A 15058-nucleotide genomic window follows, 5' to 3' on the forward strand; every position below is an offset into this window, starting at 1 on the left:
ATTAGCATTTAACTTAACCGATGCCTGATTGCAAACTCTGGCTATACACTCTGGAGAACCCGCCATGTCCGAACGCATAGATACCGCTTCCCTGAACCTGCAGTCGCACTGGATGCCCTCCAGCGCCAATCGTAATTTCCAGCGCGATCCGCGCTTTATCGTGGCAGCGGAGGGACGCTGGCTTACCGATGATCAAGGGCGACACATTTATGACAGTCTGTCAGGGCTGTGGACCTGTGGCGCTGGCCACACGCGCAGTGAGATCCAGCAGGCGGTAAGCCGGCAGCTCGGCGTGCTTGATTACTCCCCCGGCTTTCAGTATGGCCATCCGCTCTCGTTTCAGCTGGCAGAACGTATCACGCAGTACATGCCGGGCGATCTCAACCATATCTTTTTCACCGGCTCCGGTTCTGAAGCGGCAGACACCGCGGTAAAAATGGCGCGCGGCTACTGGCGCGCCAAAGGCCAGCCGGCCAAAACCAAACTGATCGGTCGCGCCCGCGGTTATCACGGTGTGAACATCGCCGGCACCAGCCTCGGCGGCATTGGCGGCAACCGCAAAATGTTTGGTCAGTTTATGGATGTGGATCACCTGCCGCATACGCTGCAAAGCGACCTCGCCTTCACGCCGGGTCAGGCTGAAACCGGCGGCGAGGCGCTGGCCAATGAGATGCTGAAACTGATTGAGCTGCACGATGCGTCAAACATCGCCGCGCTGATTGTTGAGCCGCTTTCCGGCTCCGCCGGAGCCATCATTCCGCCACGGGGTTATCTGCAGCGCCTGCGTGAGATCTGCACGCAGCACAACATCCTGCTGATTTTTGATGAGGTGATCACCGGCTTTGGCCGCATGGGACGCTGGACCGGCGCAGAGTACTTTGGCGTGACGCCGGATCTGCTTAACTTTGCCAAGCAGATCACCAACGGCGCCATCCCGCTGGGGGGCGTGGCCGCCAGCAGCGAAATCTATCACGCCTATATGTCACAGCCGCTGCCAGAGCATGCGGTGGAGTTTGCGCATGGCTATACCTATTCCGCCCATCCGGTCGCCTGCGCAGCGGCTATCGCCACGCTTGACCTGCTGGAAAAGGAGTCGCTGATAGCGCAGTCGGCTGAACTGGCACCGCTGTTTGAACAGCAGCTCCACGCGCTGCGCGGTTGTCCGCACGTGGTGGATATTCGCAACTGCGGGCTGGTCGGGGCGATTCAGCTGGCGCCGCGTGAAGGTGATGCCACGCTGCGCCCTTTTGAAGCGGGCATGCTGTTATGGAAGGCGGGATTCTATGTTCGCTTTGGCGGCGACACGCTGCAGTTTGGTCCGATGTTTTCTGCTCAGCCTGACGAACTTGACAGGCTGTTTAATGCGGTAAGCGATGCGCTGTATCGCCTTGCTTAAGCGATTACGCCAGCGCTTTCGCCTGCTGCAGACGGTAATAGAGCAGCGACAGTAATATCAGCAGGCAGCCGAGCATCTGCCGGGCCGACATCGCTTCGCCATACCAGAGGGCCGCCGCCAGCACCGTCAGCAGCGGTTCCAGGATCATGATCAGTGCGGCATTTGCCGCGCTGGTCATGCTCTGTCCTTTCAGCTGCAGCCAGAAGCGCAGGCTGGTCGCCAGCAGCGCGCTGGCCGCCAGCCAGCTCCAGGAAGCCAGCGTGATCTCCTGCGGCCAGCTTTCAGAGAGCAGCGACAGCACGCCTGCTACCGCGCCGGTGCAGGCGAGCTGTACCGTGGCCAGCGGACAGACAGGGACCGTCGCGGCAAAGCGGGTGGTGAAACAGAAGTAGACTGCCTGAACCAGCGCGGCGCCGAGGAACAGGAGCTGGCTCAGTTCAAAATGGAGATCCTGCCTGAGCGTCAGCAGCGCCAGCCCCGCGATGCCCACCGGCAGGGAGAGCCAGAACGCACGCGCTGGCCGGCTGCGCAGAATAACCCAGGCAAAAAGCGGCACAAACAGCATTGAGAGGCTCATAATAAAAGCCCCCTCACCCAGCGAGCGCGTGGTGGCGACGGCATAAATCCACAGCAGCATATAAGCAGACTGCAGCAGCCCGCTCATCAGAACCGGCCTGATATTCCGCAGCGTATGGCGCAGCTCGGCGGCACGGCACAGCAGCAGCAGTACCACGCTGGCCGAAAGAAAGCGCAGCGCAACAAAGGCCAGCGCGGGCATACCAGCTATCGCTTCGCGTGAGCAGATCCAGCCAAATGCCGCGATGAGCGTGGTGCTCACCAGCAGGGCATCCGCCTGGCGTTGTCTGGCTATCATTTATCTCTCCGCAGCGTGCGTGTTTGCCATCAGCTCTGGGCGCTCACCAGCCGGACGGCAAAACCAAAGAACAGCATACCGGTCAGCATGTTGGCAAATTTAACCAGCCGCGTGCGGCTGCGCAGGAAGCGGACCATCACCGCGCCCGCCACCAGCAGCACGGAGTAGTAGCTGAAGCTGATAAGCTGGATCAGCGCACCCAGCGTGGCGAACGCCGGCGCGGTATGAGTGACTTTGGGGTCGATAAACTGAATAAAGAAAGAGACGTAGAACAGGATAGCTTTAGGGTTAGTCACCCCCAGCAGTACCGCACGCAGAAAGTAGTTTTCTGCTTTGACCGGCTCAGCAGGCTGCGCATCCGCGCGCTGGCGCAGTGCGCCCATGATGATTTTGATACCCAGATAAAGTAAAAACATCGCGCCCAGATAGCGCACCATCATAAAAATGTGCGGGCTGGTGCGGATCAGCGTAGCAACCCCTGCCCAGGCAAGAAAAATCAGGATCAGATCGCCTGCCATGACGCCCGCAATCGCTTTAGACGCAGCTTTCATGCCGCGGCCCATGCCGGTGCGTAAAACATAGAGGCTGTTCGGGCCGGGTAACAGAATAATCACCAGCGCACCTGCCAGAAACGTCCATAAATCGATAATGCCTAAATCTTGCAACATCAGTGCCATAGCTCCATTCGCCGCGCGTTATTCGCACGGCGTAATCATAATATTTATACCGGGTTAACCAGACGACAGCGCGCCGCTGCCGCGCGCTATGTTAGCAGGTATCCCGCATAAATCGCACCTCTGTTGCGTGCGGTTGTCGTGCATGAGAAGGTCGCAGACAGCAGCACGTTCGTTGCTAAAGCGGGAAGCAGACCGGGGCATCCCTGCCCGGTTATTACACTTTGCTTTCAGGCAGTACGGTCAATACCGGCTGATGCCTGCGATGAAACAGCGGATAGGCGATGCTGGTTACAACCAGACTGATAATCCATGAGATATCCACGCCCGGGATCAGTTTTGCATAGGGACCGGAGAAAAACGCATTTTCGATGAAAGGAACCTGCACCAGGATCCCGGCAAAATAGACCAGCAGCGCCTGTGTATTAAGCCGCCCATAGCGTCCTCCGTCCGCCTGAAATATGGCTGCCACGTCGTAGTGCTGTTTATTGACGTAGTAGAAGTCGAGCAGGTTGATCACAATCCACGGGATCAGTACGGCGATCAGCGCCAGAATCAGGTTGATAAAAAATGCGACAAAGTTCTGCGACGCCGCCAGCGCAATCAAAATGCTGCCTGTCAATACCAGAGCGGACACCACCAGCCGCACCGCCGCCCCCGGCGTCCAGTGCGGACGGAAGGTCTGCACGGCCGTTATCAGCGATAACACCGCCCCGTACAGGTTCATGGAGTTATGACAGATGATATTCACCAGAAACAGGATCATCAGCAGCGGTCCCAGCCAGCCGGTGGCATGACGCACCGCCATCATGGCGTCATCCGCCGGAGCAATACTGACGGCCATCATGCCAAAGACAAACGCCAGGATAGTTCCGCCGCAGGCGCCGAGGTAAGTCGCCCAGAAAGGACGGGCGATCCCCACATCCGCAGGCAGATAGCGCGAATAATCTGAGGTATAAGGTGAAAAGCTGATTTGCCACACCGCACCAATGCAAAAGGTCCCGAACCAGCCTGCCGCGCTCAGCGATCCGCGCTGCCAGAAGTCTGCCGGTAGTGGCTGCGATAGCATCAGCGTCAGTCCCAGCAGCAGGGCCGCGCCCATGATCCATGCGCCAATTTTATTGATCCGGTGAATAAAGCGGTAACCTATCACGCCGATCGCTGTTGCCAGCACGGCGCCTAAAATCGTTGCGCTCGCCACCGGCAGCGCCGGAATGACATTGTTAATTACCCGGCCCGAAAGCGAGATATTGGAGATAAAGAACCCCAGATAGATCACGGTAGTAAAACTGATTACCAGCAGCGAACCATAGCGCCCGAACTGCGCGCGGCTCTGTACCATCTGCGGAATGCCGGTTTTCGGCCCCTGCGCTGAGGTCAGCGCAAGAAAGATGCCACCAAAGAGATGGCCGGCGATAATCGCAGAGAGCGCGGAAATTACATTAAGGTGAAACGTTTCGGTTGCGATCGCCCCGCTGACCACCGCCAGCGGAGCAATATTGGTACAGAACCAGAGCGTGAACAGGCTGTGCGATTTGCCGTGCCGCTCAGACACCGGCACATAATCCACCGACTTGTTCTCGATAAACGGCCCCTGACGTGATGATTTTTCCACCTTACCCTCCAGTTGAGATGCAGAATTATTATGTGTTGCAGATACATCACTGGCGTTGTCATGCCATAGCCATCCCGACGATGTGCGTCTCGTCTTCTCGCAGGAGAAACTGCTGGCGGTAAGACTCCTGATACTTAGCGATCCGGCGGGCGGGGATGTGAATGGCCAGCGCCGGAAAGGGAATTAACGCATGATAAATGGGTCGTCGATGGGCTCATCGCTGGTGCGCAGCCATACCGTTTTGGTTGTGGTGTACTCCAGCGCGGCGTCAGTGCCGCCCTCGCGCCCGAATCCTGATTTGCCATAGCCCCCAAAGGGTGCCAGCGGTGAGACTGCCCGATAGGTGTTCAGCCAGACCACACCGCTGCGCAGCTGGCGCGTGATGCGATGCGCGCGCGTCAGATTTTGCGTAAAGACGCCGGCGGCAAGACCATATTCGGTGCCGTTAGCCAGCCGCAGCGCGTCCGCTTCCCCGCTGAAAGTCAGCACCGAAAGCACCGGACCAAACAGCTCCTGCACGACACTCTCTGCTGCCGGTACGCTGCTGCAATCAAGAATAGTAGGCGGATAATAGAAGCCAGGCTTGTGAACAGGCTCATGCCCGATAATCAGCTTAGCGCCCTGCTCCAGCGTGCGGCTGACGACCTGTTCAATGTTCTGTTTCTGGCGCAGCGTGCAGAGCGGGCCAAACTGCGTTTCAGGCTGCTGCGGACAGCCGATCACAATGCTGCGCACTTTACTCACCAGCCTTTCAATAAACGCCTCTTTAATACTGGCTTCTACCAGCAGGCGCGAGCCTGCAACGCAGCTCTGACCCGAGGCTGAGAAGATCGCAGCCACCTGAGCGTTCGCCGTACTCTCCAGATCGGCATCGGCAAAAACAATAAACGGTGACTTGCCCCCCAGCTCCAGTGAGGTGCTGGCGAGATTCTCCGCGCTGCCGCGTATAATATGGCGTGCGGTTTCTGCGCCGCCGGTAAATGCGATATGATCGATAAGCGGGTGTGCGGTGAGCCGTGCACCGCACTGCTCAGCAAAGCCGGTGATGACGTTAATCACGCCGGGCGGAAAACCCGCTTCATCAATCAGTTCTGCCAGCGCCAGAAGGGGAGCCGGAGCCACCTCTGCTGCCTTCACTACCAGCGTACAGCCAGCGGCGATCGCCGGGCCGATTTTAACCGCTGACAGAAACAGCTGGCTGTTCCAGGGGATGATTGCCGCCACCACGCCCACCGGCTCACGTCTGACCCACGTTTCCATATCGGGCTTATCGATACTTAACGTGGCCCCCTCCATTTTGTCGGCCATGCCCGCGTAATAGCGGTAATACTCCGCCACATAGGCGATCTGCGCCTGCGTCTCGCGAATAATTTTGCCGGTATCCAGCGTTTCAATGCGTGCCAGCCGCGCCGCATCCCGCTCAATCAGATCGGCCAGCCGCAGCAGCAGTTTACCGCGCGCGCTGGCGGTAAGCGCGCGCCATGCCTCTGACGTAAACGCGCGGGCAGCCGCCTCCACCGCGCGGTCAGTCTCCTGCTGTTCTGCGCCAGCGATGGTTGCCCAGGGCTCTGCGGTCGCCGGATTCAGGGATGTGAACGAGGCTGCGCCGGTTACAAACTGCCCGTCAATATAGAGTTTAAACGCGTCCATCTCTCTCTCCGCTTAGTGGAATTCCGGAACGACCTGCTCAATAAAGCGCATCAGCGAAGCTTTTTTGCGCTCAAAGGTCATACCGCTGTCGAGCCATAGCGCATATTCGTCATAGCCCAGTGCTTCATAGTTTTTCAGCCGGGCGATCACTTCGTCCGCCGTACCGATAGCCAGGTTCTGGCGCATTTTTTCCGCGCTGTAATAGGTGTTAGCGGCAATCTCTTCATCACTGAGTGGCGCAATAAGCCCCTGCGTCACCGGACGCTCGTTTTTAAACCAGGCGCCAAAGTAGTGGTAGAAGCGGTTCAGCTCCTGCGCTGCCTGCTGTGCATCCGCTTCATCCGCCGCTACGAAACCGTGCTGCAGCAGCATAATTTTTAGCGGCTGCTCCGGAGCGTATTCCCGGCACGCCTCTTTAAACGTGGTAATCAGGCGCACAATCTCCTCGTCTCCCTGATGCAGCGGCGTGCACTGCACGTTACAACCCTGCTTAACGGCAAACTCATGGCTGTTGGGATCGCGGGCAGCCACCCAGATGGGGGGATGCGGCTGCTGTTTGGGTAACGGCGAGGACGTAGTGGACGGGAACTGCCAGAACTCGCCCTGATGAGCATAATCACCGCGCCAGAGCGCTTTTACTGCCGGCACCAGCTCCCGCATGCGCTGACCGGCTCCCCAGGCATCAAGGCCCGGCAGCAGACGCTCATACTCAAACGCATAGGCGCCGCGCGCAATACCCAGCTCCAGCCGTCCGTTAGTGATGATATCGGTCATTGCCGCCTCACCGGCAAGGCGAATCGGATGGGTAAACGGCGCAATAATGGTGCCGGTACCGAGGCGCACATGTCGGGTGCGGTGCGCAATATCCACCAGATTGATGAAAGGGTTCGGTGCAATGGTGAAGTTCATACCGTGATGCTCACCGGTCCAGATCGCATGCAGCCCGCCGCGATCGGCGATTTCGCACAGCGTCATCATCTCTTCGTAGAGCTTATCCTGTGCATCATCAGCCGAGACGCGCTCCATATGCAGAAACAGAGAAAGCTTCATACCACCTCCTGATGGGCTGACACAGAGAACTGGCGCACCGAACCTTGCGCTTCATCGCCGTAATAGAGGCCATAATTACCCGCCGCATATTCACGCATGTAGCGTCCCAGCAGCGCCTGCAGCGCACCGTTAGCCACCGGTACTGCAGCCAGATCCTGCAGATCGCGCCACTCTCCCTGGTCAACTGCGGGTAGCGTACCGCCGGTGGGCTGAGCGCATAAAAAGACAATATGCTGCTGCTTTTTCTGCCGATCCTCCCACATGGAGTAGATAAAGCCCGGACTGGCGGCAATCTGCAGCGTGCTGAATACCTGCGTCAGCGTTTCATCGACGCTGCGGCCGCGCATGGTTTGTGCCGGTAGCTCATACCCCTCTGACTGCCTGACCAGCAGCACCTTACCGGCGGACTCGATAAGCGCACTGACCACAACATCCGGCCCGCTAATCAGCGACTCTGCCTGCTGATAAGGGGTAAAATAGGCGCCGCGATAGTAGCCCAGACCCGCCGTGCCGCTGGAAGCGAACTGCAGCACGTTACCAATCAGAATTGCGTGGTCTCCCGCGTCAATCACCTGATGCAGCGAACACTCAAACCAGGCCGAACTCTCATCAATCAGCGGCGTGCCCTGCTCTCCGCGATGCCAGCTGACGCGTGCAAACCGGTCGGCAATTTTCTGCGCAAACACGTTTGACGTCTCTTTCTGCTGTTCTGCCAGAATATTGACGGCAAAATGGCGGCACTGCGTAAAATGTTCAAAGTTAGCCGAACGTTTGTCGATGCTGACCAGCAGCAGCGCCGGGTCGAGTGATACCGATGAAAAAGAGTTTGCGGTGAAACCAATCGGCTCACCTTTAGCATCCCGGGTCGTGACCACGGTTACGCCCGTCATAAAGGCGCCAAAGGCGTCGCGCAACTCTCTGCGTTTATCTGCGTCCATAAGTTACTCCTGAATAGGCTCTTGTGACGTGACGGGGGCTGCAACCGGCTCAAGGAAAGAGAGCATCTCTTGCGTGACCCGTTCAGCATCGGTCAGATTCAACATGTGTCTGGCGTTATCGATAACCACCGCCTCACCGTAAGGTGCTGCGCCGGCCATCTGGCGTGTCATTTCCGGACTGGAGTTGGCATCCAGTTCGCCCGTCATGACCAGCACCGGACAGCGCATCTCTGCCCAGCGATCGGCATACAGCGAGTCGCCTTCAGCAAACGCCTGATAGGCGCGCGCATAGCCTGCCGGGCTGACCTGCTGCAGCCACTCGCCGACTCTGTGACGCAGCGGCTGCTCCTCCGGGGTGGCGCTGAACCAGCGCTCCAGTGGCGCATCCAGCTGGACATCACCGCTTGCCAGCTCGTGAGCGCGCTGCAGGACCGCAGCGCGGGCCGCAGCTGAGCGCCTGAAGACGCCGCTCATGACGATGGCGCGGCTGACAGAGTGCGGATAATCAATTGCCAGTCCGGCGGTGATCAGGGCACCCATTGAGTGCCCGGCAACCGCAAAACGCTGCTCTGGCTGAGTGGCGAGAAAGGCTGCCAGCCAGGAAACGTAGTCGGTCAGCGTCGCGTGATGCCCGAAGCCTGTGCTGTCGCCATGCCCGGGCATATCCACTGCGATAACCCGAAAATGGCGGCTCAGTACCGCTATCTGGGGAAACCAGGCTTCCGCATTCATGCCCACGCCGTGAATCAGCACCAGCGGAGTGCCGGCTCCCGCTTCGAGATAGCTGACCTGCGCTGACGCCTCAGACAGCGGCTGGATTTTTCTGATCATGGCCAAGCTCTTTAAGATCAAGATAACGGTTACCGATGCGATGATGCGGGCGGCCGCCCAGCGCAGCGCCCAGCGCAATCACGATCTCGTCGCTGAACGGGGCATCATTGATGGTGAACTGCATGGTCAGATAATGTTCGCGCGAGCCCTCATCTTCTGTTCCCATCATCGGGACGAGAATCGGGGTGTTGGCCGGGCCGCGCGTATTGTTGAATGCCAGATAGGTTTTGCCCTGCACCGCAGAACGGTAGTGATTACCAAAATGCAGCGTATGAATCAGCGCTGAGGCGTGCTCCAGCTCGCCGTTCAGTCCGGTAACGGCACATTTGCCATAGGCGACCACGCGATCGCCGCCCCCCGCTTCTTTAACGATTAATCCGGTCAGCAATTCGCCTAATACCGGCGCCATCTCACGGATTTCTGGTGCCAGATCTTCAACAAAGCCTCTGCCAGCCCACGGATTTTTGACCACGGCTGCAGCGGCAATCATCACCAGCGGCGTGCCCGCCGCTTTGCCGCCATCGGTATACACGGTTTCAGTGGTGACGACGGTTTTACGAATATCCGGATGCATGTAAACCCCTTTCAAGTTAACGGTTTGTTAATTGCTACTGGTGAAAGGGGTATAGCATCGCCGCTTTTGGGATGTCAAAATATGGTATACCATCATACAGTCACACCTTGATTGCCTGCTTTTTATGCGCCAGGATGCGCCAGACGCGCTCCTGGGCCATTTTTAGCGTGCTGCCAGCGCAGGTTTTAGCGGGTAGAAAATCAGCTATCGGAGTGTGACTGGCATCATAAAAGTGATGCAGGCCAGCGCAGCGGAAAAAAATCATGTGATTGATAAATTTGCATTATTTTTAAAGCCCGCGCGGGAAAAGGGAATACTTCAGCGATAAGTGATAAAAATGTGAGCAATAACAAATTCCGGGTATGGCGGCGTCAGACTAAATCACAGCGCCGCTGAGGGCTTTATGACCTCAGACTCTGTTGCAGCCACGTCCGCGACGTTGCGTTAACTGCCGGAACAGTGCTAATAGTAAAAAAGAGCGCGCGCAGGGGGCTTCGCGCAACGGTTCTTAACGCGGGACAATAGGGAAGATCATGATTGCGATTCACTCCTTAAGGATTGAAAACACGCCGGTGACACTGCGGGAACTGGCGCTGGTCAAAGTAAGACAGGCAATCATCTCAGGCTATTTTAAAGCGGGCGATCGTCTGGTTGAACGCTCATTGTGTGATGAGCTGGGCGTCAGTCGTACCGTGGTGCGGGAAGTGATCCGTTATCTTGAAGCGGAAGGACTGATCGAAAACCTGCCTAAAAAAGGGCCTATTGTGGCGCGGCTCACCTGGGAGATTGCGCAGCAGATCTACAGCATACGTCAGCTGCTTGAATCTGCAGCTGCAGAAGATTGCGCCCGCAAAGCCACAGCGGAAGATAAGCAGAGGCTGCACACCCGGCTGATGCGAATTGCCAGAGCATCTGAACATCATGACGATATTGAACGGGTTGAAGCGTCTCAGGCGTTTTATGAAACGCTGTTTTCGATTGCGGAGCATCATATCGCCTGGGAAATCGTGCAGCGGCTCAACAGCCGTATCAGCCGGCTGCGCGCCATGACGCTGCGCAGCCCTGAACGCCAGGTTGCCGGATTTGAACGTATGTCGCGTATCTGTGCAGCAGTTGAAGCCAGCGATCCGCAGCAGGCCAGAGAAGCGGTGATACAGCATCTGACGGAAGCTGCGCAGCTGGCAAAAACGATTCTGACAACGGAGGAGTAACCATGACCGCTTACTGGATAGCACACGTGACGGTGCATGATGCTGAGCGCTATCAGCGTTACCGGGATCTTGCACCGGCGGCCTTTAATAAATATCAGGCAACATTTCTCGCGCGGAGCGAGCAGGCGCTGACGCTGGAAGGCGAGAGCTATGGCCGGCATGTGTTAATCGCGTTTCCCGATTATCAGACGGCCGTGGCGTGTTACCACTCACCCGAATATCAGCAGGCGCGTGCTGCGCGCGCTGATATTGCTGACGCAACGATTGTCATTACCGAAGGATTAGCCTGAACCGGCCCGGCTGCATAAATTACTTATCTGTTCAGCAAAATTAACTCATCGAACAAAATTCGTACGTTCGCTGAAACGTTGCTATTATAGTGACGCTAAACAGCAATGCGTTGCTGACGAGAAAGTTTACCGGTTATCGTTCGCCTGCCCGCCTCGCGGGCTTTTTTTTGTCTGTAATTCAGACTTTGCCGGTCAGACGCGGGCGTTCCGGGCGAAATCCCAGTCCGATAAGACGCCCAAACAGGTGACGCAGGAACGGGTAGCGGCTGATGAACTGCGGCACTTTTGACGGCGCGCTGCGCGTGCGTTTTTTACTGCTCATCTTTATCTGCAGAAACTGCGTGGCAACCGTCGGAAACTGACGCCGCCGCTGGACTTTCTGTAGCGTTTTCAGGCTCACCCTTCCCCTGAGCAGTGAAGGCGTGAGCAGATTAGCGGTGGCCACCGCATCCTGGATAGCCAGATTCACCCCTACGCCACCGATGGGCGACATCGCATGCGCCGCATCTCCGATGCAAAGTACCCCTGCCCGGCACCAGCTGTCGAGCCGATCGATCCGGATCGACAGCAGGTGAAACATCTCCCAGTGCGTCAGCACCTGAAGCCGTGCTTCGCTAAAGGGGGCCACCTCAGCAAGCCGCGTAATAAATGCAGCGACATCGCCCGTTTTGAGCCGCTCAAACTCACCTTTTTCGATGGTATAGCCGCACTGCCAGTAGTCACCGCGATCGATCACAATAAAATTCTGCTTCGGTCCTTTATGGCCCATGCCGAGCGCCGGATCGTCGGGAAGCTTAGGGAGTGAAAACCACAGCACGTCACGCGGTGCGCCAAAACTCTGGCTGGTCAATCCGGCTTTAGCACGTACCTGTGAGTGACGACCATCAGCCCCGATCACAAGCGGTGCGTGAATAGTCTCTCCCTGTAACGTCGTCAGGCCGGTAACCCGGTCGCCCTCTCTGATAAAGTCAGCAAAGCCGGTCTCCTGCAGCAGCGTAAAATTGTCATACGCGCGGGCTTTGCGCGCCAGAAAATCAAGAAAATCCCACTGCGGCATAAAGGCGATAAAACGGCAGCGCACCGGCAGGCGGGAAAAGTCCGCCATGGTGATCTCTTCCCCACCCACTTCCGCCTGCAGCTTTTCAGCCCGCTGATGCGGCAGCGTTAACAGCTCATCCAGCAGACCAAGCTGGTGCATCACTTCCAGCGTTGAAGGATGAATAGTGTCACCGCGAAAATCACGCAAAAAGTCAGCATGTTTTTCAATCACAATCACATTTACGCCGGCACGCGCCAGCAGGTATCCCAGCATCAATCCGGCCGGACCGCCGCCTGCAATACAGCAGTCAGTATGGAGAGTTTTACCGTTGTGCATTCTGTCAGTTCCGCATCAATTTACTGATAATAATTATCATTTATATAGCATGTTATAGCGGTAAGGCGAGAATCCGATGCGCTTATATGCCCGTTTAGCAATCGCAGCGCTGCAATATTCTGTAAACATTAAAATAACCTGTTTTAAATAGTTTCCTTGCGGACCCGGCAGCTTATTCCAGGCTTATGAGATAATTTTTTACGCGAGATAAGCAGCCATGAAAGAGCAGAATCGGGATGTCGGCATTAAACCTTATGGCGGCTCAGCTGGCGGCTGGGGTGCACTGAAAGCGGTAGCAGATGCCATTCGCCGTCAGATGGCGGTGAAACAGGATGTGATTGCGTTATTTAAGGTCAATCAGCCGGAGGGATTTGACTGTCCGGGCTGCGCCTGGCCCGATCCGCGTCACGCCTCGTCGTTTGAGTTTTGTGAAAATGGTGCCAAAGCTGTCTCCTGGGAAGCGACCAGCAAACGCACCACGCCCGCCTTTTTCGCCGCGCACACCGTCAGCGAACTCTGGCAGCGCAGCGCGTTTGAACTGGAAGGTGAAGGCCGGCTCACGCATCCGATGAAATATGATGCCGTCAGCGATACTTATCAGCCCATTGAGTGGGAAACCGCGCTGCAGGAGATTGGCGCGCTGCTGCGCGGTTATGACGATCCCGATAGCGTGGAATTTTATACTTCCGGACGCGCTTCCAATGAAGCGGCCTTTCTCTGGCAGCTGTTTGCCCGCGAATATGGCACCAACAATTTTCCCGACTGCTCCAATATGTGCCATGAGCCCACCAGCGTAGGCCTGCCTGAATCCATCGGCGTCGGCAAAGGCACGGTAGAGCTGGAGGATTTCGATCACGCCGATCTGGTGATCTGTATTGGTCACAACCCTGGCACCAACCATCCGCGTATGCTGGGGACGCTGCGGGAGGTCTCTAAGCGTGGTGCAAAAATTGTGGCCATTAACCCGCTGCGCGAGCGCGGGCTGGAGCGTTTTACCTCTCCGCAAAGCCCGATTGAAATGCTCTCGATGGGGTCCACGCAGCTGGCCTCAACCTACTATAAAGTGCGCGTTGGCGGCGATGCGGCCATGCTCAAAGGGGTGATGAAAACGCTGCTGGCTATGCATGATAACGCGCTTGAAGCCGGCGAGCCGCCGGTTCTGGATGAGACGTTTATCCGTGAACATACTGAAGGCTTCGCGGCGCTGAAAGCGGATCTGGATGACACCAGCTGGGATCATATTCTGAAAGTCTCCGGCATGGATATCGCCGAAATCCAGAATATTGCCCACCTCTACGCCGCCGCGGAAAACACCATTATCTGCTACGGAATGGGCATCACCCAGCATCAGTACGGCACGCAAAATGTGCAGCAGATTGCGAACCTGCTACTGCTGCGCGGCAATATTGGCCGGCGCGGCGCAGGCATCTGCCCGCTGCGCGGACACTCCAACGTACAGGGCGATCGCACCGTGGGCATTACAGAGATCCCCTCGCAGACGCTGCTGGACAGTCTGCAGAAGGTCTTTGGCTTCACGCCCCCGCAGCAGCACGGGCACGGCGCGGTGGCGGCGATTCAGGCGATTCGTGACGGACGCTCAAAGGCGCTGCTTTGCCTGGGCGGCAACCTTGCTGAAGCGATCTCCGATCCGCAAATCACCTTTGAAGCGATGCGCAAGCTCGATCTGGTGGTGCATATGGCGACGAAGCTCAACCGCTCTCATCTGTTGATGGCTAAACATAGTTACCTGCTGCCTGTGCTGGGCCGCACGGAGCGGGATCGCCAGGCGTCGGGCGATCAGAGCGTCACCGTGGAAGATTCGATGTCGATGGTGCACGCCTCGCGCGGCACGCTGGAGCCTGCCTCGCCGCATCTAAAATCGGAACCGGCGCTGGTAGCAGGGCTGGCAAAAGCGACGCTGCCGGCTTCCCGCGTAAACTGGGATAAAATGGTCAGCGACTACAGTAACATTCGTGATGCGATTGAGGCCGTCTTCCCCGCTTTTGAGAACTTTAACCAGCGCGTAATGCAGCCTGGCGGTTTCCGCCTGTACAACGCGGCTTCTGAACGTGTCTGGCTGACGCCGTCGAAGCGCGCGCAGTTTAAAGTGATGCAGGGCATCAATGAGGATCCGCGTTCGCTACAGTGTCACGATCTGGTGCTGACCACGCTGCGCAGTCACGATCAATACAACACGACGCTTTACGGGCTGAACGATCGTTATCGCGGCATTACCGGCCGGCGCGACGTACTCTTTATTTCTGCCGATGAAGCGGAGAGCCGGCAGCTGCGCTCCGGCGATACGGTCAATATGACCGCGCTCGATCCGCAGGGCAACCGCACGCAGCGCCGTATGGAGAACCTGACCCTCGTGATTTATGACATGGCGCCCGGTTCGGTAGCCGCTTACTATCCGGAAGCGAATATCATGGTGCCGCTCGACAGCCACGATACGCAAAGCGGTATTCCCGCGTATAAAAGTATTCCGGTGGTGATTGAGCCTTCCGGTGCCGCGCAGGCTGACAACAGCGGCGTGCTGCGTTAAGTGCAGGGCTCCGGATACGCATTCATGCTGTCCGG

General features: G+C 57.3%; 13 protein-coding genes. 4 read left to right on the forward strand and 9 right to left on the reverse strand.

Translation table 11 applies throughout. The annotated features are described in order from the left end of the window. The first annotated feature begins 64 nt into the window (after nucleotides 1-64). Entirely contained in the window at nucleotides 65-1396 is a 1332-nt protein-coding gene (locus tag F3J39_RS11395) for an aspartate aminotransferase family protein (RefSeq protein WP_040113546.1), read from the forward strand. Nucleotides 1397-1400: 4 nt separating this feature from the next. On the opposite strand, the gene F3J39_RS11400 is transcribed toward F3J39_RS11395, so the two are convergent. From F3J39_RS11400 to F3J39_RS11435, 8 genes are all read right to left on the reverse strand, one after another. Then, a complete protein-coding gene (locus tag F3J39_RS11400; RefSeq protein ID WP_071668429.1) occupies nucleotides 1401-2267 on the reverse strand; it encodes a DMT family transporter in 867 nt (288 codons plus the stop codon). A gap of 32 nt (nucleotides 2268-2299) precedes the next feature. After that, entirely contained in the window at nucleotides 2300-2938 is a 639-nt protein-coding gene (gene leuE, locus F3J39_RS11405; RefSeq protein ID WP_040113891.1) for a leucine efflux protein LeuE, read from the reverse strand. A 223-nt stretch (nucleotides 2939-3161) separates the two neighbouring features. Beyond that, nucleotides 3162-4559 (reverse strand): cytosine permease, encoded by a 1398-nt coding sequence (locus F3J39_RS11410; protein WP_071668371.1) that lies wholly within the window; start codon nucleotides 4557-4559, stop codon nucleotides 3162-3164. 183 nt (nucleotides 4560-4742) lie between these two features. After that, nucleotides 4743-6209, reverse strand: coding sequence for an aldehyde dehydrogenase (locus tag F3J39_RS11415; protein WP_166714203.1), 1467 nt, complete (start codon nucleotides 6207-6209; stop codon nucleotides 4743-4745). Between the two features lie 12 nt (nucleotides 6210-6221). After that, nucleotides 6222-7259, reverse strand: coding sequence for an LLM class flavin-dependent oxidoreductase (locus tag F3J39_RS11420; protein WP_040113552.1), 1038 nt, complete (start codon nucleotides 7257-7259; stop codon nucleotides 6222-6224). Continuing rightward, on the reverse strand, nucleotides 7256-8197 hold the full coding sequence (locus tag F3J39_RS11425) for a flavin reductase family protein (protein ID WP_104085811.1): 942 nt from the start codon (nucleotides 8195-8197) through the stop codon (nucleotides 7256-7258). The genes F3J39_RS11420 and F3J39_RS11425 overlap by 4 nt, the downstream gene beginning before the upstream one ends. A gap of 3 nt (nucleotides 8198-8200) precedes the next feature. Then, nucleotides 8201-9028: an alpha/beta hydrolase gene (locus tag F3J39_RS11430; protein ID WP_071668374.1), complete on the reverse strand. Its 828-nt coding sequence runs from the start codon at nucleotides 9026-9028 to the stop codon at nucleotides 8201-8203. Then, the gene (locus tag F3J39_RS11435; protein WP_040113559.1) at nucleotides 9000-9602 is read right to left on the reverse strand and encodes an amino acid synthesis family protein; all 603 of its coding nucleotides are present in this window, start codon (nucleotides 9600-9602) and stop codon (nucleotides 9000-9002) included. The genes F3J39_RS11430 and F3J39_RS11435 overlap by 29 nt, the downstream gene beginning before the upstream one ends. Before the next feature lie 533 nt (nucleotides 9603-10135). Between F3J39_RS11435 and F3J39_RS11440 the strand changes: the two genes are divergently transcribed. Together F3J39_RS11440 and F3J39_RS11445 are read left to right on the forward strand one after the other, a co-directional pair. Further along, nucleotides 10136-10813 carry a GntR family transcriptional regulator gene (locus tag F3J39_RS11440; RefSeq protein WP_150017094.1) on the forward strand — a complete coding sequence of 226 codons (678 nt, stop codon included), beginning with the start codon at nucleotides 10136-10138 and terminating at the stop codon, nucleotides 10811-10813. A 2-nt stretch (nucleotides 10814-10815) separates the two neighbouring features. Beyond that, a complete protein-coding gene (locus F3J39_RS11445) occupies nucleotides 10816-11103 on the forward strand; it encodes a DUF1330 domain-containing protein (RefSeq protein WP_040113562.1) in 288 nt (95 codons plus the stop codon). A 178-nt stretch (nucleotides 11104-11281) separates the two neighbouring features. Here the strand turns inward: F3J39_RS11445 and F3J39_RS11450 are convergent, their stop codons facing one another. Beyond that, nucleotides 11282-12478, reverse strand: coding sequence for an FAD-dependent oxidoreductase (locus F3J39_RS11450; protein WP_166714204.1), 1197 nt, complete (start codon nucleotides 12476-12478; stop codon nucleotides 11282-11284). Between the two features lie 217 nt (nucleotides 12479-12695). Between F3J39_RS11450 and F3J39_RS11455 the strand changes: the two genes are divergently transcribed. Further along, nucleotides 12696-15023 (forward strand): FdhF/YdeP family oxidoreductase, encoded by a 2328-nt coding sequence (locus F3J39_RS11455; protein ID WP_166714205.1) that lies wholly within the window; start codon nucleotides 12696-12698, stop codon nucleotides 15021-15023. Nucleotides 15024-15058: the final 35 nt, after the last annotated feature.

This window comes from Pantoea sp. Acro-807 (assembly GCF_011752675.1).
GTDB classification, from domain to species: Bacteria; Pseudomonadota; Gammaproteobacteria; order Enterobacterales; family Enterobacteriaceae; genus Pantoea; species Pantoea eucrina.